Below are 17,147 nucleotides of genomic sequence, written 5' to 3'. Positions count from 1 at the left end.
GGGCTAACCGTGCGAAGCCAACTGAAGGGGGCTAAAGACGATCGCCAAAATTCTTCGGAATTAACCAGCGGGAAACCGTATAAAAGAGAAGTAACCATGTGCCGTCTCACAGTGGAGAAATTAAGCCATGACTTTTTCTGATCCGGTTCCTGCGCTCCGGGATGCACTGAAATTTTCACCCGATAATGTGCCACTTCGATTACATTTGGCAGAGACGTTATTGAATCGCGGTGAGGCTGAAGCGGCTGAAACTGAGTACGAAGGAGCACTGAAGCTTGATCCAAGAAATACAGCAGCACAGTTTGGACTTGCTCGATCGCTGTTTCAGCTTGGAGAGTTTTCCACCACATTAGAACTCCTGGACAGGCTGACAGCACAACCGAATCCCGAAGCGGCATGGCTCTCATTGCACGCACGAGTGTTGTTACAGACTGAAGACATGACACGGGCAGCCCAACAGTTTCGACGGGCAGCAGAGCAAGATGAAAGTTTGAACTCCTCAGATTTAGCGGATCAATTAGCGGCGGTTCCTGTGTTTGGTTCAGTTGGACAGCAAGCAGAGGATCAATCGATCGAACGTCCGAAACTCACCTTTGCAGATGTGGGCGGGATGGAAGAGTTGAAAGAACAGATTCGGCTCAAGATTATCTATCCGTTAGCGAATGCTGAATTGTTCAAAGCTTATGGAAAAGCGATCGGGGGCGGAATTCTCATGTATGGTCCTCCGGGTTGCGGTAAAACTCACATTGCACGAGCGACAGCGGGGGAAATTCAAGCCAACTTTATTTCAGTGGGGCTGAATGATGTTTTGGATATGTGGCTTGGCAATAGTGAGCGGAACTTACATGAATTGTTCGATCGAGCAAGACGAAATTCGCCCTGTGTGTTGTTTTTTGATGAGGCGGATGCGTTGGCTGCAAGTCGATCGGACTTTCGGCAGTCTAATTCTAGAATGATCATCAATCAGTTTTTGATGGAGCTAGATGGCGTTGAGTACTCGAATGAAGGGGTGTTAATTCTAGCAGCGACGAATACACCGTGGCATTTGGATAGTGCGTTTCGTCGTCCGGGAAGGTTCGATCGCATTTTGTTTGTTCCGCCGCCTGATCAAATTGCGCGATCGGCAATTCTAAGATTGTTATGCAAAGGGAAGCCCGTTTCGGACATTGATTTTGACCCGATCGCTAAAAAAGCAAAGGATTTTTCTGGAGCAGATTTGAAAGCGATCGTCGATGTTGCCGTTGAAAGAAAGCTGCAAGAAGCGATGAAGACCGGAAGACCGCAACCTTTGACCACAAAGGATTTGATCAATGCAGTTCAAGCGGTTAAGCCTTCGACGCGAGAATGGTTTAGCTCGGCTCGAAACTATGCGGTTCATGCGAATCAGGACGGTACATATAATGACATTTTGGACTATCTGAAATGAGCAATCAGTTTGAAAGAGCGCGATTGTTGTTTGAACAGCGACGGTTTGATTTAGCTGTAAAGGAATTGCATCAAGGATTAGCGATCGATCCAGATGATGCTTCGTGTCATAGACTGTTAGCGCTCTGTTTTGCTCAATTGAATCAAGAGAAGGACGCGATCGCACAAATTGATCGAGCGATCGCGCTTGAGCCGAATCATGGCGGTGCTCACTATATCAAGGCGGGTATTCTGCGGGATCAGGGGAATTTGAAAGCGGCGAAAAGTTCAGTTTTAGAAGCTTTGCGATTAGATCCAGAAGATACCGATAGTTATGCTCGGCTTGCTGCAATTCAATTCGATCAGAAGAAGCCAAAAGAAGCATTGATCACGGCTGAGAAAGGCTTACAGATTGATCCAGAAAACATCGGCTGCATGAATTTGAGAGTATTGTCTTTGACGGAATTGGGACAGCTATCTCAAGCAGAAGAAGAGGTTACCGCATCTCTGGGAATTGCTCCAGAAAATCATTTTGCTCATGCAGTTCGGGGATGGATTGCGTTTCGTCAGCATCGGATGTCTATTGCTTTGGAGAGTTTTCAAACGGCATTGAGACTGAAGCCAGACTTAGAATGGGCAAGACAAGGACTGGTCGAAGCTCTAAAAGCTCAGAATGGTATCTATCGATTTGTGCTGAGTGTCGATCGATTTCGGGTTGGAATGGTAAGAGGTCCTTGGATGGCGTTGTTGCTGATTCCACAGTTTCGGGCGTTGTATTGGTTATTGTTATTGATTGTTGTTGTCGTTCGACCTTTTTTCACGGTGCTATTATCATTCGATGCTTATGGGAAGATGGTTCTAACTTCCAAAGAGATCAACAGAAGTCGTGTGGTTGTGGGTATCGTGTTGGCGATCGTGCTCATGTTTTTACTGCCGATTTTAGTACGATCGAGGTAATGGTTCTCCGGAGTTTTGGCAGACTGTTCGATCGCGCTCTTTCACAGTCGAATTGTTTTTCAAATAGTTCTGAAGCCAATCACAGCTTTGGGTGAGAAGTTGATCAAGACTCGATCGCCATTGCCATAAAATAATCGTCTTATCTCGACTTGCAGAAGCTAAGAATTGATCAGAATTCGGACTAAAGCTTAGTCCTTCAACAATTCCGGTATGTCCTCTTAAAGTTCTAAGTAAATTACCTTTTCGATCCCAGAGTCGAATCGTTCCATCTTGATGCCCGGATGCGATCGTTTGACTATCCGAGCTAATCGCAATGCTGTAGATTGATCCACCATCGCTTTTTGCTGCGATCGCTTCTTTTCCCTGAAAATTCCAAAACCTCAGCACTCCATCATTTCCACCGGAAACAATGACCTGACTATCTGGACTAATTTCCGCATTATACACTCTGCCACTATGAGCATTCATTTGCTGGAGGTGCTTACCTTGTCGATCCCACAATCGCACCGTTTCATCGCCGCCTGCGGACACGATCGTATTTCCATCCGGGCTAAATTCTGCACTGTAGATCCTGCCGCTATGTCCCCGAAGTGTTGTTAACACTGTTCCTTGAAGGTTCCAAAGTCGAATTGAAGAATCATAGCTTGCGGATAATACAGTTTGACCATCGGGGCTAAAGGCAATATTGTAGACGCGCCCGGTGTGACCTGACAGCGTTTTTAGCAAAGTTCCGTCAGGTTTCCAAAGTTTGATTGTGCGATCGCGGCTGGCTGTTGCAATCATCGAACCATTTGGGCTAAAGACTGCGCTTTGAAACCAGTTGGGATGAGAAGCGATCGTGCTTAAAAATCGTCCGTTCACATCCCAAAGTTTAATACTTCCATCCTGACTTGCACTTACAAGCCGTTGACCATTCGGACTAAACCGAATACTGTTCACCTCAGCAGTATGTCCCCGCAAGACTCGGCGCAGTGGATTCTCCAATTTCCAAAGCTTTACAGTATTGTCATAGCTCGATGATGCTAAAACTTTACCATCCGGGCTAAAACTCACACTGTAAACCGCACCTTTATGACCTGTAAAAACATTGATTTCGCGCCCATCAGATACACGCCATTGTTTAATCGTTCCGTCTTGGTGTGCAGATGCGATCGTTTGTCCATCCGGGCTGAAACTCACACTGTAAACCTGTCCATTTCGACTACTCAAGGTTCTAATTAAAGTTCCATCTTTCCAAAGCTTTACAGAACCATCACCACTTGCTGAAGCTAATAGTTCACCGGAGAAGCTTAAGCTATTAATTTGAGTATCATGGGCTTTCCATTGTTTCAGTAATTTACCTTGGACTGTCCAAAGCTTGATATCTCCATGTTCACCTGCCGAAGCAAATGATTGTCCATTCGGGCTAAAGCTAACCGTGTAAACGGCTCCTTTATGCCTGAGAGAAGGAGTTTTAATTGGATCGCCGTTCAAGTTCCAAAGTCGAATCGTATTATCCCAGCTTGCGGATGCAATTGCACTCTTCCCAACTGTGACGTTTTCAATTCCCTGAGTATGTCCTGATAGTGTTTTAATCAGTTCGCCTGCTTGATTCCAGACGTAAATCTTACCGTTTTGGCTTGTGGCTAATAAGCGATCGTCTTCCGTGAACGCAACGCTAGTAAATGCACTACAGCGCTTATCCTGCTCACATGACAGTGTTTTGAGCAATTCCCCTTCAACCGTCCAAAGCTTCACAGTGGTATCATCGCTTGCAGTTGCAATTCGTTTTCCATCTCGACTAAAAGCAACGCCATTCACTTTATCTTGATGTTCTTGTAAGCGATTCCATTCGTGAATGCTATAGATCGATTGCTGTAATGTATTGCTAGTTTCCAAAAGTAATTTAGACTGTGCATCGGGTGGTAGGTTTGAAAAGCTTTGAACAGCTTTAACACTTTCGAGAAGTCCATTTAGCTGATCGTTTTTGAGCGATCGCAGTTGTGCCGCAGCATTAAAACTCTCAATTTCAACCGACCTTCGAGCAATTTCAGCATTGCGGAGAATATTTCGAGCTTCGAGGCTAACGGTAATCGCAGCGATCGATATCAGCGCTAACATGCCAAACCCGATTCGCGATACCCAACGCGCTTTCCATTGAGTTTTTGCCAGTCGCTGATTGGCTTTTCGCTCTTCGGCTTCCGCTTCTTGTCGTGCCTCAGTCAGAATTTGATTGGCTTTTTGTTCAGCTTCCAGAGCGCTTTGAACTTCGCGGGTTTCAAGTTCGCGGCTGGCATCAAGGAACCAATAATCTCGATCGCTTAAACTTTTCCCAGTTGCCCAAGCCAGAGCCTCTTGTAATGCCTGTTTTCTCAACAACCAAGATTCGTCTTGCCCTGATGCCATCCAAGCATTCAGCGCATCAGAATAGGGGCAAATACTCGCTAAAATTTGCTCAGTCCATTCAAGGTTGAATACTGCCGCATAAATCGAATTATAAACGGCGAGATAGCCCTGACGTTCCACGACTAATCCAGATAGTCTCAGTTCAATTTGATCAAGGCTACCGTCTATTTTGAGTGTATGTGTGAGTGCCTTTTGGTAAAGTCCGAGTAGTCTTCCAGTGCGTTTATTGAGTAGGCGATCGCGAATCGTTTTTAAATGCGTTGGTTCATCTTGAAATTCCCATTGCTCTAGGATGCGCGATCGCACAATTCTTTCAATATCATCACCTGTTTGCTCAACCAATCGACAAAGCTTCTGAGTCAAAAAAGGCTGTCCGCCCGTCCAATACAAGATTTCTTTGATCACTATCGCTGGATTAGCAACGGGTAAACCTTGAGCGAGAACATCAACTTCGTGTAATTGAAAGCCGGAAAGCTCGATCGCATAACCAATGTTAAACGGAGTTCGCTGTTTATCCTGCATTAAATGAGAAGGCGAGGCGACTCCTAACAGCGCGAAGGTTAATCGATCGTAATCTGCATTCTCAACTCGTTGGTTGTAACAAGCGCGAATCGAGGCAAAAAAATCTTCAACCGGAAAAGGAAGACTGAGAACACTATCAATTTCATCAATGAAAATAACAATTTGCTGATTGATTTGCTTTAGCAAAATCTCTTCTAGAAAGCTGCTCCAGCGTTGAACAGGAGTTAGAATTTGTCGATCTTTCCACCAGTTCACTAAATTAAATTCTAGTTTGAATCGATTCGCTAAACTGCCGATCAAACTGGCATACCATTGTTCTGAGCTAATTTGCTCGATGCCGATCGTTGTCAAATCAATCACTGCACAAGCAATATTTTCGCTCTGTAACCTGTGCATCGTTTGAACTCGCAAGCTCGATTTTCCCATTTGGCGGGAATTGAGTACATAGCAGAAATCGCCGTTTCTGAGATGCTCGTAAAGCGTACGATCGGCGTTTCTTTTGACATAAGTGGGAGCATCGATCGGTAAATTGCCGCCGACTTGATAAAGGTGGCTCATGCTGCCGCAAAAGATGATTTCTTATCTTACTCGCTTGGCGAACTGATAAACTCGATCGCACAGATTAAGAGATAGAGAAATGCCGATCGAGACTTGGTTTCCCTTAGCGATTTACTATGAAGACTTGCCAGATGCCGAGAAACATCGACAAAGTTTGACAGAAGCAGTTCTGAAGCTAGAGAGCGAAGTGACTGAATCTCGAAACCATCCTGGAATGGCTTGGACGGGCGATATTCACGGGGTGAATCAGATTCATACTCATCCAGATTTCGCTTGGATTGTAGAACAAGTGGAGCGGCATGTTTTAATTTATTTACAAGACATTGGCGTTGATTTGAGCAAAGTTGATTTGTACATTCAACGGGCTTGGTCAATTCTTTCTCGCACCGAAGAAGAGGTTGGCGCTCATTCTCACAATACGGCTCATATCAGCGCAGTTTATTACATTCAAGTTCCAACCGATGAGATGGGCGATCCAGGAACTTTAGTGTTTTTTAATGATGCGCGGGTGAATGAGGTCTGTCCGGGGTTGGGAAGCGAGAATACAGATATTGTTGATGCTGATAACTATCTCAATCAGCTTTATGCCGCTTATCCACCGATTGAGGGTCGATTAGTAATTTTTCCAGCAAAGCAGCGTCATGCCGTTACGATGAATGAAACTGAGGAACTGCGAGTGTCGTTATCGTTTGACATTGTGATCACAGCGATCGAAACATCAGCGGGAACATATGAGTTTTTGACACCTCCTCCGAGCCAGTGGAAACGATTTGGTTAAAGTCGATCGACAAAATACAACCGATACAATTCACATCGCGGAATCGCTGCATTTCCCTGTAAATGAACTAATCCCATACTTTCGAGCTTAAAGGCTTGGAACGGATCGAGCGCAACAGGCTTACTAGAGCAAATCACTTGCTTGAACGCGATCGCAATATCCATCCTCTGCTGTAATTGTGTCCAATGTCTCCGCAGATGATCACTATAAATTCCCGATTCGGTAGGAGCAGACTGTAGCAATTCATCAAAGGGTAGCTTTTGTTTGATTGCCTGTTGGATTAAGTAAGGATGACCACCGACCAGATTCATTAAGCGATCGACATTCCAATCGAGTTGATAGCGGTTCAACAATTCCTGAACTTGGTCGCGGTTAAATTCTGGTAATTTCACAATCAAGCCAACCCCCCCGATCGGTGAATGATTGATATCTAAATTGCCATAAACTTCGGTGGAATGAACAATGATTAATCGCAGTTTTTTCCAAATTGCGCCAGTCTCGTCTCCCTGCATTGCGCGTTGATTCCAGCCTCTGAGTAGAGCACAGAAATCAGTCGCGATCGCACTATGTTCAAACACAATATCAACTTTATCCAGTGCCAGAACAAACGGAGTTTCGATTTGCTGAAGTAGATAATTCTCAAAATACAAGGTGCTGTTATAGTTACATCCGAAGATGTCTACCCAATAATCAGCTAAACGGTTCGGTAAACCAACAGCGTGAGCAATACTTGCACAAAACCATTGAGAAAATTTATTCAAATCGGTCAGAACTGTACTATCGCAAAGTTCAAAGTTAAAGACTTGAGTGCGATAGCTATTCTGCCGAGCATGGCTTAAAACTTGTTCCATCAGCCAAGTTTTTCCCATGTCTTGGGCGGCTCGGATTCGGATCAATGCTCCAGGTCTGAGAATTTCAGCGTAACAATCTTGTTCAACCGGAAATCGATCGATATAAACTTGATCGCTTACAGATTCGCTTCTGAGCTTCGAGAATGCCCCTTGAAGGTGATTCTTCGTTACTTTCTTTCCTGTCGCTTCTGAGAGCAATTTCCACAATTCAGGACCCACATTTCGCATCAAATGATCGAGTCCACAGCGATCGCGGCAATCTTGATGAATCTCAGTAAAACTTTTTCCCTGCCACGCCCCCCGAAACACGATACGCTGAAGGTCATTCATCGATTTTCCACTCGATTTGAGAATCAACTCATCCGCAAGCGCGATCGCACTCTCCACATCCATCATCGAACACCCGCAAGACGATCGCTCCCATTAAAACTCACTTTTTCCAGAGCGGCAATCGATCAACGCTGAACTTTCCTGAACTCTGACAAAAATCAGGCTGAACTATTCTTGAAATCGCTGTATTGCGCGACCATTGGACATTGAATAAGGTGTGTGTAGTCCGCAATTGTCGTTTCTCTCCTCGACTATGCAAGCCACCCGTTCAACCTACACCGCACATTGTTTTAATCCCACCTGTCAGCAGCCTGAAAATCCACTCAATGCAACTCAATGCAAGAATTGTGGAACACCGTTATTGTTACTCGATCGATATCGCGCCATTCGCTTAATCGGTCAAGGCGGATTTGGGCGAACACTGCTTGTAACCGATGAAGCGGAAAATTCTCGCTGTGTGATTAAGCAGTTCTTTCCACAGTCCCAGGGAAATTCTGAAAAAGCGGCTGAACTCTTTCGACTCGAAGCGCAGCGATTGGAAACATTGGGACAGCATTCACAAATTCCAAAGTTACTGGACTATTTCGAGGTTGAAGGCAATCAGTATTTAGTTCAAGAATTTGTAGATGGTCGCAACTTAGCGCAAGAACTCGCAGAAGTCGGAGCATTCAACGAAACTCAGATTCGACAGTTGTTGCAGGACATTTTACCGATTCTCAAGTTTGTCCATGATCATCAAGTGATTCATCGGGATATCAAGCCTGAGAACATTGTGCGGAGAATGAGCGATCGCAGATTCGTTCTCGTTGATTTTGGTGCAGCAAAGTACACGACTGAGACAACTTTAGGCAAAACTGGAACAATGATCGGTTCTGCGGCGTACACTGCACCCGAACAAGTTCGAGGAAAAGCGATTTATGCAAGTGATCTCTATAGCTTAGGTGTAACTTGCATTCATTTACTCACTCAGATGCCGCCCTTTGAATTGTTCGATAGCGGTGAGAATAAGTGGGTGTGGCGACACTATCTAAACAAAGAAACCACTCGCGATGGATTCATCAAACCGAAGCGCAAAACCGTTGTTAGTTCCTGGCTTGCAACAATTCTCGATAAGTTGCTAGAAAGTGGAACAACCAAACGATACACCAATGCTGAGAGTGTTCTAAAAGACCTGAAATCGAAGCCCCGACGATTCAAAAAACGCTATGTGGTTGCTGGTATTACCGGAGTGATTGCGATCGCAGCTTTCGGAGGTTTAAGAACATTCGTCGCCCCGGTCGTTCAGAGAGTTTCGCCGGATATCATCACACCAACAGCATCAGAATCAACGATCGCAGGGTTATACAGCACCAAAAGCGGAGAGAAGCAATCCTTTCCATTGCAACATACGGAAGTCATGGCGCGAGTTACGGGTAACGTGTCGCGTGTGGAAGTTACGCAAACATTTACGAATCCCTTTAAGACCCCGTTAGAAGCGGTGTATATGTTCCCACTGCCCGATGAAGCCGCAGTCGATGATATGGAAATTCGAGTGGGCGATCGCATTATTCGCGGCTTGATCAAGAAGCGTCAAGAAGCAAAGCAGCTATTTGAAGCCGCAAAGCAGGAAGGGAAAACCGCAGGACTGTTAGAACAAGAGCGCGACAATGTGTTTACTCAATCACTTGCTAACATCAAACCTGGCGAAAAAATTGATGTTAAAATTCGCTATACCGAAAATCTGAAGTTTGAAAAAGGTAGCTATGAGTTTGCGTTTCCGATGGTAGTCGCGCCTCGATACAATCCAATGAATGGGGTGAAAAATCCGGCAAAATCCGCTCCAGCAGCGCGACCCGGACAAAATATCGGAATGACGATCGAGATCGATGCAGGTGTGCCAATCAAAGGACTCCAATCCACAACGCATCAAATTCAATCACAGCAAGAAGGTCGATCGACAAGAATTCAACTGAAGAACGAGGATACTATTCCGAACAAAGATTTCGTGTTGCAGTATCAGGTTTCAGATACCAAAGCACAGTCTACAACTCTAACCGATGTTGATCAGCGGGGCGGGCATTTTGCAACGTATCTAATTCCTGCGGTGAACTATCAGCAGAGCGAGATTGTTCCGAAAGATATTGTTTTCCTGATTGATACTTCTGGCTCACAATCCGGTGAACCGATCCAAGCTTCTAAAGAGTTAATGCGACGGTTTATCAAGGGGCTAAACCCAGATGACACCTTCACAATTATCGATTTTGCAAGCACCACTCAGAAGCTTTCAGCTAAGCCTCTGGCGAACACTCCAGAGAATCGAAAACGAGCGATCGACTATATCAACAACATCGATGCAAACGGCGGCTCTGAACTATTTAACGGCATTCAAGAAGTCCTGAAGTTTCCCCCGACTCCAGAAGGGCGATTACGCAGTGTTGTTTTGCTAACCGATGGATTAGTCGGGGATGATGAGCGCGTCATTGCTGAAGTGCAGAAAAATCTCAAGCCTGGAAATCGCTTGTATAGTTTCGGAGTGGGTTTCTCGGTGAATCGATTTTTAATCGATCGAGTGGCTGAACTCGGTCGCGGAAATTCTCAGATTGTGATTCCAGGAAAACCCTCTGATAAAGTGGTCGAACAATTCTTCCAGCAAATCAACAATCCGGTATTAACAAACATTGAAGTGACCTGGGAAGGAACCGGGGAAGCTCCAGAAATGTATCCGCAAAAGATTCCTGACTTGTTCGCAAATCAGCCGATCGTATTGTTTGGTAAAAAGCGCGATCGTATAGATGGCACTCTCAAAATTACCGGAACAGCGGCAGGCGGCGCACGATTCGAGAAACGGGTTCCCGTCGATTTTGCTCAGAACTCTACGAACTCATTATCGGGTGGGATTGCTCAATTATGGGGTCGATCGCGCATCAAAGAACTATCCAATCAAATGTTTGCGAAAGAAACGGATGCAGGTGTGAAAGCGATTACTGAAACTGCACTTGATTATCGCTTGATGTCGAAGTATACCTCCTTTGTTGCCATCAGCCAAAATCAGCGGGTCGAACCAAATTCAGGTCAGAAAGTTAATGTTCCGGTTGAGCTTCCCCCAAATATGCAGCCGAACAATGGAACTCAAACCGAGGAAGTTCCTGAGCCTGCGGAAATTGCGGGAAGTCTGGTTGCGATCGCGCTTCTGTGGTGGCGATTTGGACGGCGACGGGCAAAGGTGGTAAAACCTTAAATTTTGCTAGGGTACTGTTGCAGTAGGGTTGAGTGTGTTTGATAGCTGCCTATTCAAAGTGCCCTTTTCTTATTCCATCCGTGATCAAAATCAATGCAATACGGACTGCTCAGCTTGCTTTCTGCTTTGATTACGTTACATTTCAGCCTTGTCCTGAGAAGCGAAAACACAGACTTAATCGGTTCTAGTCTTCTATACTGGTCGGCGGCAATTCTCGTATTGCGTCAAAAACAGATTCAGCTTAAATGCTCAAACAACTTAGCTTCGATGAGTATTGGTAGTTTAATGCTCATTTCTGTGTTAAGTAAAAGCGCTTCGATTTCTGGAAATGATATTTTTCTCAGAGTGTTTCCGATTTTGTCGATCGCGGCTCTAGTCCTCATCGGGTCAGGCTTTAGCGGCTTAAAACAACATTGGCAAGAACTATTCATTCTGTGCATTTTCGCGATTCCGCCAGGTTTAATTTTGTTGTTCTTAGATCCTTCATCAATCACTGCAAAAGTTTCAGGTTGTATCTTATCTGCTTTGGGGTTTCAGGTTTCAATTCAGGGTGTGTTAGTCAGCTTACCAAAAGGCTCGATCGAGGTTTATTCCGCTTGTGCTGGAGTTGCCACAATGCTACAGCTTTTCGGGGTTGCGCTGATGTATCTCTTCCTTCAGCCTACAAAGCACTATCAGAAATTTCTCATTCCCGGATTTGCGTTATTAATCGCATTTTTAGTGAATGCCTTTCGAGTTGCTCTGATGGCAGTGCTCGTTGCACTCGGCGATCAAGCTGCTTTCGAGTATTGGCATGTGGGCAATGGTTCTCTTGTGTTTTCAACGATCGCAGTTGTGATCTTCTGTTTATCCTCACAGGTTTTACTTCCTCATGAAGCACGATCGCTTTAAGTTCATCTACATCTGTGTGCTGACTGCGGGAACGATCGCAGTGTTAATCAAAGCGCATTTCTACCCAAACAAGCCGATTCAAGCCACCTTTGAAGTCCCGCAAACTCTGGATCTACCGGACTGGTCATTAAAATCTAGCAGCCCGATCAACGACAATCAAAGGACGTTTCAAAGTGGTAGAACTTATCAATATCAACAGAAGCAAACGACGATCGATATCGAAATTCGTCATATCATCAATACCGATGGCGATGTGCGGGATTATTTCCAGGTTTATCAGTCGATCGTGCCAACACAGCCGATTATTCAGCAAAAAAACGGCTTCTACGGATTGTTTACCCATCAGAATCGCACTTATCTTAGTACCTGTATCAATCCAAAAGGCGAAAGTACGTTTACTGGAGTTCAGTTTGCTCGCAATCGGAATCTGTACGATATTCGACCCGATCGCATTGCTTTATGGTTATTTAGCTCTACCAATTTGAGAGATGAACGCTGCTTGTGGGTGCAGTTGTCAACAACCAATCGCGATCGAGAATTGTTAGAAAAAACCTGGTTCACGCTCTACCCAAAATTACGCGATCGCTTCAGAGTATGATCAATTCGCGTTTACTTGAACAAACAATGCAACCCTGGCTGATCAATTTAGAAAGCTGCGAAAGCACAAATACTTGGGCATTAGAGCACCTTTCTGAGTTACATCACGGAGACACGATTTTTACTCACAATCAAACCGCAGGACGCGGACAGTTCGATCGCAGTTGGATCTCTTCTTCCGGTGTTCTGACTGCCAGTTTTGTCCTAGAACTATCAATCTCTCAGTTGCCCGGTTTTAGTCTAATTGCTGGTCTTGCCGTGATTCATGCGATCGAAACTTTACTCCCCGATCAGCAGGGCGCACTTCGCCTCAAGTGGACAAACGACGTTTTTGCAGCGGGTCGAAAACTTTCGGGAATTTTGTGTGAATCTCGAATTCGAGCCGATCAAGCCCAAGTTGTGGTTGGAATCGGTCTGAACTGCGAAACGGTACCTGAATTCGTTCAGAACGCGATTAGCCTACAGGACATTTCCGCCGACGTTCCCGATCGCGAAAAATTATTAGCGCAACTTCGGACTAATTTAATGAACTTTTGCGATCGCGCTTTCTCAACATTGCTGCCAGAAATTCGATCGCGAGATTTGCTCCTCGATCGCTCAATTGTCTTCGAGTCTGGGGGAAAGCAGTGCACCGGAAAAGGAGCCGGAATCGACGACGAAGGACAGCTACTAATTCGATTCGGAGACGAAGTAAAACGGTATCGATCCGGACGAGTTTTATCGATCGACGATCTGCCAAATCTCTAGATTTTTTGGCGGATTTCGTCTGAAGAAACTCCGGAACTTTGCCGATCGACATCCAGAAGCGGTATCCTGCTTAAAACTAAAGAATTCAGAACGAGTGTGCTACAACACAGTTCTAATCGATCGTGATACCGTGGGCGAACCGAAATCGTATGAAACCGTCTCTTGAATTACTAGCTTTAGGTGTGGGAGTTTGCATGACTGTCGGAACGATCGGAGCGGCATCTGCCAATCCTGTCCCGACTCAAGACGAACCGGAATCCTCCACCTCATCCATTTCCTCCAAACCCCCTGCTCCCGTGGCGCCTCCCTTGACGCTTGGAGCCAACCACGATCGCGACGGCGACCCAACGCCACCGTTTGCCATTGCGCTCACCCCAAGAACCGTCGCCCAAACGCCCCCTGTGGCTAAGCCTACCCCCGCTAAACCCACTTCAAAAACGGCTCAGGGCACCCCGTCACCCCGTCCTTCTGCCCCGCTTCCCACAACCGGATCACCGCCATCCCCCAGCACCCCCGCCCCCAGCAATCCCACTCCACAGCCTCCATCCGGTAGCACCCCCGCCCCCCAAACCCCCGGAACTGGCGGCGCGAACCAAATCGTTCCGACTCCCCCTGGACTCGATCCCGCTGCGAATCGCCTCCAATTTCCCACCCGACCCGGAGAAGTCCAGGTTCGCAACGTCCAACCGATTACCCTCCAGCAAGCGCTAGAACTCGCAGAACGCAACAACCGCGATTTAGAAGTCTCACGCCTACAGGTCGAGCAAAGTCGCGCTGCCATTCGTCAAGCCCGCGCCGCAAATTTTCCGACCTTGGCACTCACCGCCAACCTGTCTCGATCGGGCAACGTCTTCATTTCACAAACGCCATCTTTCTCACAGCAACTTGCTGGGATCGATCCCAATTCGACCAGTACCGCTTTTAATACGGGTGTTCAACTCAACTACAGTCTGTTCACGTCTGGCTTGATTCAGGCGCAGATTCGTGCCACTGAACGACAATCGCGATCGCTCGAATTACAGCTTGAAGAAACCCGCGAACAAGTCCGCCTTACGGTTTCGACGAATTACTACAACTTACAGAACGCAGATGCTCAAGTCGCGATCAACGAAGCCGCAGTCCGAAACGCAGAAGCCAACTTGAGAGACTCTAGAGCGCAAGAAACTGCTGGCTTAGGAACCCGATTCGATACGCTGCGGGCAGAAGTGAACCTGGCAAACGCTCAACAACTCTTACGCAACGCTCAAGCCACTCAGGAAGTCAGTCGTCGGCAACTCGCGCAGGTTCTGAGTATCTCAGAAACCGCCACCCTCACCACTGCCGACCCAGTACAACCTGCGGGCAGTTGGACGATTCCACTCGAAGACAGCATTGTGCTGGCTTATAAAAACCGTTCAGAGCTAGAGCAACAACTGGTGCAGCGAGAAGTGAGCCAAGCGCAAATCCAAGCCGCACGAGCAGAAAACGGAGTGACGCTGAATCTGGTAGGCAATTACAATTTTCAGAGATCGGGAACCACCAACACCAGCACAAACAACGCAGACAGCTACAACTTGGCACTGCAAGCCCGCTGGAATTTGTTCGATGGCGGCGCGACGAATGCCGTGATCAGCCAGCGAGAGCGCGATCGCGAAATCGCCGAAGCCCGATTTGCCCAAAACCGCAATTTGATCCGCTTCCAAGTCGAGCAAGCGTTTTCCAACTTGCAAGCGAACCTGGCGAATATCAATACCACTCAGCAATCGGTGGCACAGGCAGAAGAAGCCCTACGACTGGCAATTCTCCGATTCCAGGCGGGTGTCGGAACCCAGACCGATCGCATTAGCGCTGAAGCCGCTCTCACTCAGGCACAAGGTAACCGAGTCAGTGCGATTATCAATTACAATCTGGCACTCGCACAACTCCGACGCGCTGTGAGTAATCTCAGTCCCTGATCCATTTTTGGCAATTCCCGGCAAAATGAAACTTGAGCCTCTCGATTCGCTGTTGTTCTCTAAAATCGTCTTATGACTCAACCTTTCTTCAGAGCCACCTTTATCCTTATGCTGTCAGGATGTGGCAGTTTAATTGGGTTTAGCGGAATCAGTCAGGCTCAAACTCAGAGTGCGATCGATGCGATGCCTGCTCCTAACCCTTCCACTGCCCAAACTCCAACGACTCCAGCGGGCAGCGATGCGTTTATTGATCGTACCGATTACGGTTTGGGCGCGACCGAACGAATTGCACCGGAAACGACGATCGCGAAACCAATTGCACCCAAACAATATGCAGCGACAGATTCTGTGAGTGTGGCTCCGGTCGAAGTCGGTGGCTTTAAGCTGTCGGTCAAAGGCATTGATTGGAGCACTGTGACCCCTCCGAATCCAGTCGGGTCTGCTTATGGCACCGTTCAGAATTATTACAATCGCACCGTTCGCCCGATCGGTCGAATTGGCAACGGCGATCTGAAACTGATCTTTCCGTTATCGATTCCGGCTCCGATCACGTCGATTTTCGGTTGGCGACTGCATCCGATTACAGGCGATGCTCGACTGCATACTGGAACGGATATCGGTGCACCACTCGGAACGCCCGTATTAGCCGCTTTGACAGGTCGGGTGATCATGGCAGATTTCTTTGGTGGGTATGGATTAGCGATCGGGCTAGAACATAACGCAGGCGCACAGCAAACTTTATACGCTCACTTGTCTGAGATTTTTGTCAAGCCTGGGGACATTGTGAAGCAGGGTTCTGTGATTGGACGGGTCGGAAGTACTGGAAATTCGACGGGTCCGCATCTGCACTTTGAAGTCCGGCAGCAGACCACAGATGGTTGGGTCGCGATGGATGCAGGGGTTGTCCTCGAAACGGCAATGGCGGAATTGGTCAAATCGATGCAGGTGGCGCAAGTTCCCAAGACTCGTTAATTTTCAACGGTGCCATCGGGTCGAATCATGCCTTGGACGATCGCATTTCTCACGAGCGCACTACTCATCTCTGCCCGCGTAAAATTGGCGTGAGTGAGATTTGCCTCTCGGAGATCGGCACGTCCAAGATAAGCTTCGACTAAGACTGCATCGATCAAGAGCGCGGCTTGAAGATTCGTGCGGCTCAAATCAGCGTGGTTTAATTTGGCGCGAATCAAGGTAGCAGATGAGAGATCTGCTTTGTGCAATTTTGCGTGATTTAGAGTGGCTTCGGTCAGATTTGCGGATTGGAGATTGGCATGAGCGAGAGTGGTTCGATTTAATTTCGCATCTTTCAAATTCGCGTGACTCAAGTTTGCTTCTGTGAGATTGGCATCGGTGAAAAACGTTCCGGTCAGAATGGCTTCACTGAGATTTGCCTGGGTGAGTGTGGTTTCTCGAAGATTTGCCTCACTCAAATTGGCTCCGGCGAGATTCGATCGTGTTAAATCCGCCCCTGTTAAATTTGCACCGCGTAAATCGGCTCCACGTAAATCTGCTCCGCGTAAATTTGCGCCTTCATAGCTGCGTTTCTCTTCGCGGAAATTCGCCCCTCTCAGATTGGCTCCCCGCAAATCCGCACCACTAAAATTCGCGTTTCGCAGGTCTGCCCCGCTTAAATTCGCATCTAGAATCAGTGCCAGGGAAAGATCGGCTCCTCGTAAATCCGCACCACAAAGAATTGCTCCATGCAGATCGGCATCGCGTAAATTTGCGTTGAATAAATTCGATTGGCTCAGGTTTGCACCACTCAAATTTGCATAGGCAAAATTCACTTGAGTTAGATTTGCCCGATTGAGATAAGCAAAGATTAGAGTTGCATGATTCAAATCAGCTTGAGACAAATTTAAGCCGATCAAATCTGCATGGGTTAGATCAATTCCTCCCAAGTTTTTGCCGACAAAATCTAGGTGACCTGAGTTGTATCGTTGTAGCAATTCTTGAGCGTTCATGGAATTTTCTAA

The 17,147-nt window shown here is 46.8% G+C and carries 12 protein-coding genes; 9 read left to right on the top strand and 3 right to left on the bottom strand.

Annotation, left to right across the window (positions count from 1 at the left end):
• Positions 1–127: 127 nt before the first annotated feature.
• Complete coding sequence (locus tag NIES2104_RS19350; RefSeq protein WP_058999897.1) at positions 128–1,426, top strand: AAA family ATPase; 1,299 nt, start codon at positions 128–130, stop codon at positions 1,424–1,426.
• Positions 1,423–2,361, top strand: a complete 939-nt coding sequence (locus tag NIES2104_RS19345) for a tetratricopeptide repeat protein (protein ID WP_058999896.1) — start codon at positions 1,423–1,425, stop codon at positions 2,359–2,361. The genes NIES2104_RS19350 and NIES2104_RS19345 overlap by 4 nt, the downstream gene beginning before the upstream one ends.
• Here the strand turns inward: NIES2104_RS19345 and NIES2104_RS19340 are convergent.
• Positions 2,344–5,826, bottom strand: coding sequence for an AAA-like domain-containing protein (locus NIES2104_RS19340; RefSeq protein ID WP_058999895.1), 3,483 nt, complete (start codon positions 5,824–5,826; stop codon positions 2,344–2,346). The two genes, NIES2104_RS19345 and NIES2104_RS19340, sit on opposite strands and share 18 nt — an antisense overlap.
• Positions 5,827–5,905: 79 nt before the next feature.
• On the opposite strand from NIES2104_RS19340, the gene NIES2104_RS19335 reads away from it, so the two are divergent.
• Positions 5,906–6,604 carry a TIGR02466 family protein gene (locus NIES2104_RS19335; RefSeq protein WP_058999894.1) on the top strand — a complete coding sequence of 233 codons (699 nt, stop codon included), beginning with the start codon at positions 5,906–5,908 and terminating at the stop codon, positions 6,602–6,604.
• Here NIES2104_RS19335 and NIES2104_RS19330 read toward each other — a convergent pair.
• On the bottom strand, positions 6,601–7,851 hold the full coding sequence (locus NIES2104_RS19330; protein WP_082690036.1) for an AAA-like domain-containing protein: 1,251 nt from the start codon (positions 7,849–7,851) through the stop codon (positions 6,601–6,603). The two genes, NIES2104_RS19335 and NIES2104_RS19330, sit on opposite strands and share 4 nt — an antisense overlap.
• Before the next feature lie 187 nt (positions 7,852–8,038).
• On the opposite strand from NIES2104_RS19330, the gene NIES2104_RS19325 reads away from it, so the two are divergent.
• The 6 genes from NIES2104_RS19325 (at position 8,039) to NIES2104_RS33505 (ending at position 16,143) form a co-directional block, all read left to right on the top strand.
• Complete coding sequence (locus NIES2104_RS19325) at positions 8,039–11,002, top strand: VIT domain-containing protein (protein WP_058999892.1); 2,964 nt, start codon at positions 8,039–8,041, stop codon at positions 11,000–11,002.
• A gap of 93 nt (positions 11,003–11,095) precedes the next feature.
• Positions 11,096–11,893, top strand: coding sequence for a cyanoexosortase A (crtA, locus tag NIES2104_RS19320; protein WP_058999891.1), 798 nt, complete (start codon positions 11,096–11,098; stop codon positions 11,891–11,893).
• Positions 11,874–12,491, top strand: coding sequence for a cyanoexosortase A system-associated protein (locus NIES2104_RS19315; protein ID WP_058999890.1), 618 nt, complete (start codon positions 11,874–11,876; stop codon positions 12,489–12,491). The genes crtA and NIES2104_RS19315 overlap by 20 nt, the downstream gene beginning before the upstream one ends.
• 26 nt (positions 12,492–12,517) lie before the next feature.
• Complete coding sequence (locus NIES2104_RS19310) at positions 12,518–13,237, top strand: biotin--[acetyl-CoA-carboxylase] ligase (protein ID WP_202815091.1); 720 nt, start codon at positions 12,518–12,520, stop codon at positions 13,235–13,237.
• Between the two features lie 149 nt (positions 13,238–13,386).
• The gene (locus NIES2104_RS19305; RefSeq protein WP_058999888.1) at positions 13,387–15,171 is read left to right on the top strand and encodes a TolC family protein; all 1,785 of its coding nucleotides are present in this window, start codon (positions 13,387–13,389) and stop codon (positions 15,169–15,171) included.
• A 72-nt stretch (positions 15,172–15,243) separates the two neighbouring features.
• Positions 15,244–16,143 carry a M23 family metallopeptidase gene (locus NIES2104_RS33505; RefSeq protein WP_082690035.1) on the top strand — a complete coding sequence of 300 codons (900 nt, stop codon included), beginning with the start codon at positions 15,244–15,246 and terminating at the stop codon, positions 16,141–16,143.
• Here NIES2104_RS33505 and NIES2104_RS19295 read toward each other — a convergent pair.
• Entirely contained in the window at positions 16,140–17,135 is a 996-nt protein-coding gene (locus tag NIES2104_RS19295; RefSeq protein ID WP_058999887.1) for a pentapeptide repeat-containing protein, read from the bottom strand. The genes NIES2104_RS33505 and NIES2104_RS19295 overlap by 4 nt on opposite strands.
• Positions 17,136–17,147: the final 12 nt, after the last annotated feature.

The sequence above is a fragment of the Leptolyngbya sp. NIES-2104 genome (assembly GCF_001485215.1).
In the GTDB taxonomy this organism is placed as follows: Bacteria; Cyanobacteriota; Cyanobacteriia; order Leptolyngbyales; family Leptolyngbyaceae; genus Leptolyngbya.
Note: the sequence above shows the minus strand (reverse complement) of the source record. Positions and strands in the feature narration are given on the sequence as shown.